An 11676-nucleotide genomic window follows, 5' to 3' on the forward strand; every position below is an offset into this window, starting at 1 on the left:
CTGGAGCAGCTCGCCCTGCGCGTGGAGCAGGCCCCCAGCACCCAGGCCCTGCCCGCCCTCGTCGCCACGCCGAGGACGAACGCCTCCCTCCCCCTGTCCTTCGCGCAGCAGCGGCTGTGGTTGCTCGAACAGCTCCAGCCCGGAGGGTCGGCCTACAACATCCCGTCCGCGCTCCGGCTCGATGGAGCCTTGAACGTGGGCGCGTTGGAGCAGGCCTTCACGGAGCTGGTGCGCCGTCACGAAGCCCTGCGCACCACCCTGCATGAAGCGGACGGCACGCCGGTGCAGCACATCCATCCGCCGACGGCCTTCCGTCTGCCGGTGGTCGACCTGCGCGCACACGAAGCCCCGGAAGCCGAAGCCCGGCGCCGGGCCCTGGAAGAAGCAGGAACGCCATTCAACCTCGCCCAGGGACCGCTCCTGCGGGCCAGCCTGCTGCGGCTGTCCGCACAGCAGCACGTGCTGCTCCTCAACCTGCACCACGTCATCTCCGACGGCTGGTCCAGCGAGGTGCTGGTGCGCGAAGTGGCCGCGCTCTACGAAGCCTTCCGTCAGGGCCGCCCCTCGCCCCTGCCCGAGCTGCCCGTCCAGTACGCCGACTACGCCGTGTGGCAGCGCTCGTGGTTGCAGGGCGACGTGCTGGCGCGCCAGGTGGCGTGGTGGAAGCAGCAGCTCATGGGTGCACCGCACACGCTGGAGCTGCCCACGGACTTCCCGCGTCCGCCCGTGCAGTCCACGCGCGGGGGCACCGTCCACTTCCGCCTGCCCGTATCGGTGAGCCAGGCGCTGGAGTCCCTGGTCCAGGAGGAGGGAGCCACCCTCTTCATGGTCCTGCTCGCCTCCACGCAGGCCCTGCTCGCGCGCTACTCCGGCCAGGATGACCTCGTCATCGGCACGCCCATCGCGGGACGCCGCTTCGCGGAGCTGGAAGGCCTCATCGGCTTCTTCGTCAACACGCTGGCCCTGCGCGCACGCCTGGACGACGCGCCCACCTTCCGCCAACTGCTGGCACGGGCGAAGGAGACCACCCTGGGCGCCCAGGCCCACCAGGATGTCCCCTTCGAGAAGCTCGTCGAAGAGCTGCAACCGCGACGGGACCTGAGCCGCACGCCGCTCTTCCAGGCGATGCTCGCAGTGCAGAACACGCCCACGTCGAATCCCGCCACGGAGCAGGGGGCACTGTCCCTCCACCCCGTGGAGGTGGGGGGCCACGCCGCGAAGTTCGACCTCACGTTCGCCTTCGCCACGTCACCGGAAGGCCTCCGGGGCTCCATCACCTACAGCGCCGACCTCTTCCGCGAAGAGACCGTCCAGCGACTCGTGAAGCACCTCCAGGTGCTGATCGAGTCCGCGGTGGCCACGCCCGACACCCGGGTCGCCGAGCTGACGATGCTGACGCCCGACGAGCGGCACACGCTGCTCCACGCCTGGAACGACACCCGCGAGGAGCTGCCGCAAGGCCTCACCTTCCCCGTCGCCTTCGAACAGCAGGTCGCCCGCACGCCGGATGCACCTGCCGTGCAGTTGGAGGAGACGGTGCTCTCCTTCGCGCAGCTCAACGCCCGGGCCAACCAGCTCGCCCGGCACCTGCGCACGCTGGGCGTGAGCCCCGAGGTCCGCGTCGTGCTCTGCTTCGAGCGCTCCGTGGACATGCTCATCGCCCTGCTGGCCGTCCTCAAGGCCGGCGGCGCCTACGTCCCGCTGGATCCTGCATGGCCCGACCAGCGCCGCGCGTTCGCCCTCCAGGACTGCGCCGCGACGGTGGTCCTCACGCAGCAACACCTCGCCACGTCCTGGCTGCCGGAGGACATGCCGGTGGTGCGTGTGGATGCGAAGGACGCCGCTTGGGCCACGCTGCCCGAACACAATCTGGCGCCGAGCGCGACGTCGGAGAACCTCGCGTACGTCATCTACACGTCCGGCTCCACCGGCACGCCCAAGGGCGTGATGGTGCGCTACGGCGCGATGCTCAACCTGCAACGGGCCCTGCGGCGCACCGTCTACAAGGGAGTGCCCGCGGGCATGCGGCTGAGCGTCAACGCGCCGCTGACCTTCGACGCCTCCGTGCAGCAGTTGCTCCACCTCATCGACGGCCACTGCATGTGCATCGTCCCGGAGGCCACGCGTCAGGATGCGGAAGCCCTGGTGGCATGGCAGCGCAAGTACCGCGTCCAGGCCATCGACAGCACGCCGTCCCTGCTGCGACTGCTGCTCCAGGCGGGCCTGCTGGAAGGCGACGCCGCGCCCACGCTGCTGGCCCCTGGCGGCGAGGCCATCGACGAGGCCACCTGGAACCTGCTGGCCGCGTCCGAAACCACGCGCACCTTCAACTGCTACGGCCCCACCGAGTGCACCGTCGAAACCACCGTCTGCGAGGTCCGTCCGGGTACGAAGCCCTCGCTGGGAGGCCCGCTGCCCAACACGCGCACCTACGTGCTGGACGCGAACCTGCATCCCGTGCCGGTGGGCGTGGCCGGAGAACTCTTCATCGCGGGTGCGGGCCTCGCGCGCGGCTACCTCGGCCGCCCGCACCTCACCGCCGAACGCTTCGTCCCGAACCCCTTCGGCACCGAGCCCGGCGAGCGCATGTACGGCACGGGTGACAAGGCCCGCTGGAGTCAGGACGGCACGCTCGAATACCTGGGTCGCATCGACTTCCAGGTGAAGCTGCGCGGCTTCCGCATCGAGCTGGGTGAAATCGAGGTCGCCCTCCAGGGCCACCCCGACATCCAGGACGCCACCGTCCTGGTCCGCGAGGACGTCCCGGGCGACCAGCGCCTCGTCGCCTACGTGGTGCCGACCCCCGCGTCGGAGCCGAACGCCGCGCTGGAGCCGAACGCCCTGCGCGCGTTCCTCAAGCAGCGGCTGCCCGATTACATGGTGCCCTTCGTCTACGTCCCGCTGGCCACCCTCCCCCTCGCCACCAGCGGCAAGGTGGATCGCAAGGCGCTCCCTGCTCCCGAGGCGGCCCTCTTCGGCGGCAACTACGAAGCGCCACGCAATCCCCTGGAGCAGGAGCTGGCCTCCATCTGGGAGGAGCTGCTCGGCATCAAGCCCATTGGCGTGAAGAGCCACTTCTTCGAACTGGGTGGCCACTCGCTCCTCGCCGTGCGCCTCATGTCCGTCATCCGTGAACGCCTGAAGCGGCAGCTGCCCCTGGCCGCGCTGTTCCAGGCGCCCACGGTGGAGCAGCTGGCGGAGCTGCTGCATCAGGTGCCCGCGCCCTTCTCACCGCTGGTGCCCATCCGGCGCGAGGGCACGCGCCGGCCGTTCTTCTGCGTCCACCCCGTGGGCGGCAACGTCCTGAGCTACGCGGAGCTGGCGCAGGCCCTGGGACCGGATCAGCCCTTCTATGGCCTCCAGTCGCAGGGGCTCGACGGGGCCCAGCGGCCGCTGGAGCGCATCGAGGAGATGGCCGCGAGCTACCTCGACGCCATCCGCACCGTCCAACCCCAGGGCCCCTACCGCCTGGGAGGCTGGTCCATGGGAGCGCTGGTGGCCTACGAGATGGCGCGCCAGCTCCAGGCACTCGGGGAGACCACCGAGGTCCTGGCCCTCATCGATCCCAGCCCGCTCCACGCGAGGTCGGAAGCACCAGACGCGGAGGATCCGCGAGAGCTCGCCCTGCGCTTCGCCAGCGACTTCGCCGGGCTCGTGAACCGCGAGGCCTGGACGCTGGACCTCACCGAGCCCGAACCCGGCGTGGAGTCCGTCCTCGAACGGTTGCTCGCGGCGGGCCAGTCCGCCGGACTGCTGGCCCCGGAGACGGGAGCGGCCCAGGTGCGCACGCTCTTCGACGTCTTCACGAGCAACCTGCGGGCAATGCGCCACTACGAGCCCGGGCCGTTCGCGGGACCGCTCGTCGTGCTGCGTGCGAGCGAACGCCCCGACTCGGATCCGCTGGATCGCGGCTGGACGGCCCAGGTCCCGCACGCCCGGGTCCAGGAGGTCCAGGGCAATCACTACAGCCTGCTGCGGGCGGAGCACGTCCAGCACGTCGCCGCGCACCTGGGCAGGTTGCTGGAGCCATGAAACAACGCGATACACGGTCCCCCCGGGTCATTCCCGGGGGGGTGGTGTCCGTAATAGCTTCGACACCTCGCAAGCACACCGTGTCCGGTGTTTCAGGCTGACCGGACCGCCGAGGAGTCGAGCGCACCATGAAGAACGTCGAGGACGTCTACCGGCTCACCCCCGCCCAGCGGGAGCTGCTGATGCCACCGTCGCCCCCGGCGGAAGCGCCCATCGAACACCTGGTCGCGGCGACCCGTGGCGTCCTGGATGAAGCGGCGCTGGAGGAAGCCCTGCGGGAGCTGGTGCGCCGGCACACCGCGCTGCGCACCGCGTTCTTCCTCCAGGGGATGCCGGAGCCCATGCAGGTGGTCCGCGAGAAGCTCGCCCCGTCGCTGGAGCGGGCGGAGGCCCCCCAGGGCCTGGAGTCCTGGCTGGAGGCGGATCGCAAGCGGGGCATGGGCCTGACGGCCGCACCGCTGGTGCGACTGTCCGTCGTGCGCACCTCCGCGGAGGCCTCCTTCCTCGTCTTCGCCTGGCACGCGGCGGCCTTGGACGCGGGCGCCGCGCGGCTCTGCCTGGAAGAGCTGCTGCGCCTGTATCAGGCCACCCGTGAGAAGACCGACGCCGCGCTGGAGAAGGCGCGGCCGTTCCGCGAATACCTCGCGTGGATGGAAGCGCAGGGCGCGGGCGATGCGGAAACGCACCTGAAAGAGACGCTGAAGGATCCGCGCCCCACCCTGCTTCCCACGCGCTCCGACACCGGCACAGCGCCCGGTGTCACGGGCCTGCAACAACTGCTGCTGCCCGCGACGGAGTCGGGCAACGTGCTGGCGTTCCTGCGCAAGCACAAGCTGGGGCTGGGCACGCTGCTCCAGGCCGCGTGGGCGCTCATGCTGCGCCACCACACCGGCAGCACGGAGGTCGTCTTCGGGGCCCAGGTGCCCGGCCGCACCGCCGCGCTCGTCCAGGGCCGGCCGCTCGCGGGCCGCTTCGCGCACCTGCGGCCGCGCCGGTTCGCCATCCCCGCCCAGGGCACGCCCCTGCGCTGGCTGCGCGCCCTCCAGGCCGAGCTGTCCGAAGCCCAGCGCCACGAGTACGTCTCCCAGGCCCAGGTCCGCCAGTGGCTGAAGCTGCCGGAGGACGCCGCCCTCTTCCAGAGCGCCGTCCTTGCCTGGGAGCCGCCCGACGAGGACACGCTCAAGCCCCTGGCCCGCGCGCAGGGCCTGGGCGCCTTCCGCCACGTGGCTTCCCCTCCGCCCTGCTCGCTGACGGTGGAGGCCGTGGCCGGAGAACGGCTGGCGCTGCGGCTGCACCATGACGCGAACCGCTTCGCGCCCCTGGACGTCATCCGGCTCGCGGGTCAGCTGTCGGCGCTGCTGGACGTGCTCGTCACGCAGCCGGACCGCGAGCTGTCCTCGCTGGGCGAGGTGCTGGACGCCGCGGGAGGCGCGACGCGCAGCCCCGCCACCGCGGGCACGTCCGTGGGCCCGGAGGAGCTGCGCGCCCTCCTGGCGTGGCACCCCGAGGTGCGCTCGGTGGACGTGCGCGTCGAGGGCTCCCAGCTTGTCGCGCACGTGGTGCCCACCCGCCGCCGCGCGCGGAAGCTCGACTTCGGCCTGTTCTTCTTCGCGGACGAGGACGCGGGCACCACCGACAAGTACCGCCTGCTGCTGGAGGCGGCGAAGTTCGGGGACGCGAACGGCTTCTCGTCCGTCTCCACGCCGGAGCGCCACTTCCACGAGCACGGCGGCATCTACCCGAACCCGTCGCTGCTCGCCGCGGGCATCGCCACGATGACGAAGCACATCAGCCTGCGCGCGGGCAGCGTCGTGCTGCCCCTGCAGAGCCCCTTCCGCGTCGCGGAGGAGTGGTCCATCGTCGACAACCTCTCCGGGGGCCGCGCCGGCATCTCCATCGCCTCCGGCTGGGTGCCCAACGATTTCGCCCTCTACCCGGAGCACTTCGCGCGCAAGCGCGACGTCATGTGGGAGAACCTGGAGAAGGTCGAACGGCTGTGGCGCGGCGAGTCCGTGACGGCGCGCGACGGCGCGGGCAAGGACGTGGAGCTGAAGGTCTTCCCCCGCCCCATCCAGCCCCGGCTGCCCACCTGGGTGACGTGCGCCACGGACCCCGCCCTCTTCGAGCGCACCGGCGTCGGCGGCTACAACGTCCTCACGTCGCTTTTGGGTCAGCCCCTGGAGGAGGCGCTGGAGAAGATCGGCCTCTACCACGCGGCGGCGGACAAGGTCGGCCACGCGCGTGACTCGCGCACCGCCACGCTGATGATGCACACCTTCGTCGGCCAGGACGTGGACGACGTGCTGGACACGGTGCGCGGCCCGCTCACCGCGTACCTGCGCGCGCACGTGGCGCTGATGCAGACGATGGTGAAGAGCCTGGACCTCCAGGTGGACATCAACGAGCCCAAGTGGGCGGACTACCTGGCCTCGTACGCCTTCGAGCGCTACTACCGCTCCGGCGCGCTCATCGGCACCGTGACGTCCTGTCTCCCCATGGTGGACAAGCTCCTCTCAGGAGACGTGGACGAGGTGGCATGTCTCATCGACTTCGGTGTCGGCACCGATGCCGTCCTGGAGAGCCTCACGCACCTGGCCGAGCTCAAGCGACTGGTGCAGGACGAGTCCCTGCGCATGCAGCGCGTGCTCACCGAGTACCTCGCGGAGCGACTGCCGGGCGCGCGTCCCGAACTGACGGTGCGATTGACCGACAGCCTGTCCGCCGAGCATCCGGTCCCCACCCGCTGATCCACAGGTGGGATGCTGTGTCAGGGGCCCGATGTATCAAGGGGCCTGACCGCGAAATGCCTGCGTACATGGACAGTTTGTAACGTGCCGTGTTATCAGCGCTGTTCGTTTTTCAAGAATAATTCCGTCAACACTGTATGGGCTTCGTGTCGTCCCCGAGGTGCACGCGGGGGGCTTGGGGCTCGACACATCTCGTTCGGCCCAACGCATGATTTCGCCAGGCTTGTTGCTGGAAGTCTCAACGTTGGTGGAGCTTTCACGTCTCAGGGCGGAGCAGCGCCCGGATCAGCTCGCCTACACGTTCCTGGTGGACGGTGATTCGGAGGAGGCGCACCTCACCTACGGCGAGCTGGATCGTCGGGCCCGCGCCATTGGTGCGGCGCTCCAGGCGCGCGGGGCCCGGGGCGAGCGGGTGTTGCTGCTCTACCCTCCAGGTCTTGAGTATGTGGCCGCCTTCGTGGGTTGTCTCTACGCGGGCGCGGTGGCGGTGCCGGCCTACCCGCCGGATCCGATGCGGCTGGCGCGCACGCTGCCGCGGCTGGAGGCGGTGATCCAGGACGCACGGGCGCGCTTCGCGCTCACCACCGGTTTCATCCAGGGCTTCATGGAGTCCATGGGCGAGCAGTCCGTCGCGCTCGCCGGGCTGTCGTGGCTGGCCACCGACGCGGTGGAGGATGGCGAGGCGAGCGCGTGGAAGGACCCGGGCACGGCGCGCGAGGCGCTGGCCTTCCTCCAGTACACCTCCGGCTCCACCGGCACGCCCAAGGGCGTGATGCTGAGCCACGGCAACCTGCTGGCGAACTCGCTGGCCATCCATCAGTGCTTCGAGCACTCGGACGACAGCCGCGGCGTCATCTGGCTGCCGCCGTACCACGACATGGGCCTCATCGGCGGCGTGCTGCAGCCGCTGTGCGGAGGCTTCCCCGTGGTGCTGATGTCGCCGCTGGACTTCCTCAAGCGGCCCGCGCGCTGGCTGGAGGCCATCTCCCGCTATCGGGCGACGACGAGCGGCGGACCCAACTTCGCCTTCGACCTGTGCGTGCGCAAGACGACGCCGGAGCAGCGCGCGGCATTGGATTTGAGTTCGTGGGACGTGGCCTTCAACGGCGCGGAGCCGGTGCGCGCGGAGACGCTGGAGCGCTTCACGCGGGCGTTCGCGGACTCCGGCTTCCGCAAGGAGGCCTTCTACCCGTGCTACGGGCTCGCGGAGACGACGCTCATCGCGTCCGGTGGGCGCAAGGCCGCGCCCCCGGTGGAGCAGGTGTATCGGCAGGAGGCGCTCCAGCAGGGCCGCGCGGAGACGCTGTCCCCCGGTGACGTGAAGGATCCGACCGAAGCGCGCACGTTGGTGGGCAGTGGCGCGAGCATCCCCGGGCAGGAGTTGATCATCGTGGAGCCCGAGTCCCGCATGCCCGTGCCCGAGGGCCGGCTGGGGGAGATCTGGCTGCGCGGCCCGAGCGTGGCGGGCAGCTACTGGGAGCGCGCCGAGGAGAGCGAGGCGACCTTCCGGGCGCGGCGCGCCGACACGGGTGAAGGCCCCTACCTGCGCACGGGCGACCTGGGCTTCCTGTCCGGCGCGGAGCTGTTCGTCGCGGGCCGCATCAAGGACCTGATCATCCTGCGCGGGCGCAACCACTACCCGCAGGACCTGGAGCTGACGGCGGAGTCGAGCCACCCGGCGATGCGTCCGGGCTGCTCGGCCGCGTTCTCCGTGGACCGGGGTGGCGAGGAGAAGCTCGTCGTGGTGCTGGAGGTGGACCGCAAGGTCCTGGGCGAACCGTCCGCCGCCATCGACGCCGTCCGGCGCGCAATCGCGCAGGCGCACGAGGTGGCCGTGGGCACGGTGGTGCTCATCCCCGCGGGTGGACTGCCCAAGACGTCCAGCGGCAAGGTGCAGCGGCGCGCGTGCCGCACGCAGCTGCTGGCGAACGAGCTGGAGATCCTCGCCCAGGAGAACCTCGCCGAGTCTCCCGCCGAGGTTGGCGACGCGCCCGAGGCTTCCGGGAGTGTCACGCCGGAGGAGTCCCGGCTGACGCGTGAGACGCTGCGGGCCGCGTCCGAGACGGAGCGGGCGGAGCTGCTGGGCACGTACCTGCGTCGGCACCTGTCGCGCGCCCTGTCCGTGCCGCTGTCGGCGCTGGAAGCGACGCGGCCCCTCACCGCGCTGGGCCTGGACTCCATCCACGCCGTGGAGCTGAAGGCAGCGCTGGAAGAGGAGCTGGAGATCCACCTCCCGGTGGCGCTGCTGCTGGACGGCGTGCACCTGGAGGCGCTCACCGCGCGGGCGCTCTCGGAGCTGCGCCATCCCACCGCCGCGCCGCCGCCGTTGGTCGCGGGGGCTCGGGGGGACGCGCCGCTGTCGCCTGGACAGGAGCGTCTGCTGTTCCTGGATCAGCTCGCGGCCGGCAGCGCGGCGTACAACATCCCCGCGGCGGTGGAGCTGGAGGGGCGCCTGGACGTGGCGGTGCTCACGCGCAGCCTGGAGGCCATCGTCCACCGGCACGAGGCGCTGCGCACGCGCTTCCCCCGCGTCCAGGGCCGCCGCGTGCAGGACATCCTCCCGCCTTCGGAAGTCCCGGCCGGTGGACCGCTGGCGCGCCCCGGCGCGGTGGTGGACTTGAGCGGACTGCCTCAGGAGCAACAGGCCGCGGAGACGGAGCGCCTCACCGCCGAGGAGGCGCGCGGGCCGTTCGATCTGGAGCGCGAGCTTCCCGTGCGCGCGAAGCTGCTCAAGCTGTCGGAGGAGCGGCACCGGCTGCTGCTCACGCTGCACCACGTGGTGTCGGACGGCTGGAGCATGGGCGTGGTGGTGCGGGAGCTGGGCGCGCTCTACGCGGCCTTCGCGCAGGGTCGGCCGTCACCGTTGCCGGAGCTGCCCGTGCAGTACGCGGATCACGCGGCGTGGCTGCGGCGCCGGTTGGAAGGCGGCCTGCTGGACGAGGAGCTGGCGTGGTGGAAGGAGCGCCTGGCGGGAGCACCGCCGCTCCTCGAGCTGCCCCTGGATCGCCCCCGCCCGGAGCGCCAGCACTTCGAGGGTGCGCGGCAGCCGGTGGCGCTCTCCGCCGCGCTCAGCGAAGGGCTGCGGCAGCTGGGCCGGGCGGAGGGCACCACGCCCTTCATGTCGCTGCTGGCGGGGTTCCTGGTGCTGCTGCACTCGCGCACCGGCCGCGCGGACCTGGTGGTGGGCACGGACGTGGCCAGCCGCGAGCACGCGCGGACGCAGAACCTCATCGGCCTGTTCGTCAACCAGCTGGTGCTCCGCGTGGGCCTGGAGGGCAACCCCACCTTCCGGCAGGTGCTCGGGCGCGTGCGCGAGGTGGCGCTCGGTGGACAGGCGCATCCGCATGTCCCGTTCGACAAGCTGGTGGAGGCGCTGCGGCCGCCGCGCGACGCCCGCTACAACCCGCTCTTCCAGGTGATGTTCGTCCTGGAGAACGCGCCGCTGCCCGCGCTGCGACTGCCCGGGCTGAAGCTGCGCCAGCTGGAGATCGACGACGGCGGCTCGCCCTTCGACTTGTCCGTGCTGCTGGCCGAATCCGAGGGCCGCTTCCAGGGCGTGCTGAGATTCGCCACCGCCCTCTTCGACGCGGCGACCATCGCGCGGCTGGCGGAGGACTACGAGGCCACGCTGGCGGCGGCGGTGGCCCGGCCGGACGCGACGTTGGAGGAGCTGCACGGGGTGCTGGTGGAGCGCGAGCGTCAGCGGCAGCAGGAGCGGGCGCAGGCGCTGCAGTCCTCACGCAAGGAACTGTTCCGCGGCGTGCGCCGTCGCGGTGGGAGCGAGTCATGACGGACGGTCAGCCGAAGCGCGCACTCCCGAAGCTGCGCAGGCGTGAAGTGGACGGCTCCGGGCAGGACTTCGTGCGCTTCGAGGAGCTGCGGCCCGGACTGCACCTGCCCATCGCGGCCCGCCCTGCCCTTCCGGGCGTGGAGCTGGCCGAGTGGTGCCGCACGCACCGCGCACGGGTGGATGAGCAGCTCCACCGCCATGGCGCCGTGCTCTTCCGCGGCTTCGACGTGGTGACGCCGGAGGCGATGGACGGGGTCATCCGTGCGCTGGCGGACGAGGCGCTGGCCTACGAGGAGCGCTCGTCGCCGCGCTCGCAGGTGAGCGGGAACATCTACACGTCCACGGACCATCCGCCGTCCGAGCGGATCTTCCTGCACAACGAGCAGTCCTACAATCAGACCTTCCCGGCGCGCCTCTTCTTCGCCTGCGTGTTGCCGTCGCAACAGGGTGGCGAGACGCCGCTCGCGGACACGCGGCGCATCTTCCAGCGCCTGCCGGCCGAGGTGCGCGCGCGCTTCCTGGAGCAGGGCTACACGTACGTCCGCAACTTCGGCGACCAGCTGGGGTTGAGCTGGCAGACGGCGTTCCAGACGGAGGACCGCGCGGAGGTGGAGGCGTACTGCCAGCGCAGCGGCATCCAGGTCGAGTGGCGCGAAGGCAACCGCCTGCGCACGCGGCAGGTGCGGCGCGCGGCGGGCCTGCACCCCGTCACGGGTGAGCCCGTCTGGTTCAACCACGCCACGTTCTTCCACGTCTCCACGCTGCCCGCGCCGGTGGCCTCCGCGCTCCTGGCCGACCTGGGCGAGGAAGCACTGCCGAACCACACGTATTACGGCGACGGCAGCCCCATCGAGCCGCAGGTGATGGAGACGCTGCGCGCCGCGTACGAGGCCGAGCAGGTGATGTTCCCGTGGGAGCGCGGGGACCTGCTCGTCATCGACAACCTGCTTGCGGCGCACGCGCGTTCGTCCTTCGTGGGGCCCCGGCGGGTGTTGGCCGGCATGGCCCGTCCCTTCCCATGGAGCGAGGTCGCGCCGGTCACGGATGCGCCCCGCGATCCGCCGCCAGGCTGAACGCCTGAACTCCGCGGGCCTCGCGCCCGTCCAG

At 71.3% G+C, this 11676-nt stretch carries 4 protein-coding genes; all 4 read left to right on the forward strand.

All coding sequences use genetic code 11. The features are described 5' to 3' along the window. Positions 1-4032, forward strand: a 4032-nt coding sequence (locus tag D7X12_RS14185) for a non-ribosomal peptide synthetase (protein WP_147443655.1), incomplete at its 5' end; no start/stop codon positions are given. A 128-nt stretch (positions 4033-4160) separates the two neighbouring features. Continuing rightward, a complete protein-coding gene (locus D7X12_RS14190) occupies positions 4161-6779 on the forward strand; it encodes a MupA/Atu3671 family FMN-dependent luciferase-like monooxygenase (protein WP_120625811.1) in 2619 nt (872 codons plus the stop codon). A gap of 247 nt (positions 6780-7026) precedes the next feature. Continuing rightward, positions 7027-10569: a condensation domain-containing protein gene (locus D7X12_RS14195; protein WP_158620051.1), complete on the forward strand. Its 3543-nt coding sequence runs from the start codon at positions 7027-7029 to the stop codon at positions 10567-10569. Beyond that, a complete protein-coding gene (locus D7X12_RS14200) occupies positions 10566-11642 on the forward strand; it encodes a TauD/TfdA family dioxygenase (RefSeq protein ID WP_120625813.1) in 1077 nt (358 codons plus the stop codon). Before D7X12_RS14195 ends, D7X12_RS14200 begins: the two co-directional genes overlap by 4 nt. Positions 11643-11676 lie beyond the last annotated feature (34 nt).

The organism is Corallococcus sicarius (genome assembly GCF_003611735.1).
GTDB lineage: Bacteria > Myxococcota > Myxococcia > Myxococcales > Myxococcaceae > Corallococcus > Corallococcus sicarius.

Bases quoted from the DNA above. Each gene is read 5' to 3' on its own strand.
- D7X12_RS14190 (WP_120625811.1), top strand. From the start codon at position 4,161: ATGAAGAACGTCGAGGACGTCTACCGGCTCACCCCCGCCCAGCGGGAG.
- D7X12_RS14200 (WP_120625813.1), top strand. From the start codon at position 10,566: ATGACGGACGGTCAGCCGAAGCGCGCACTCCCGAAGCTGCGCAGGCGT.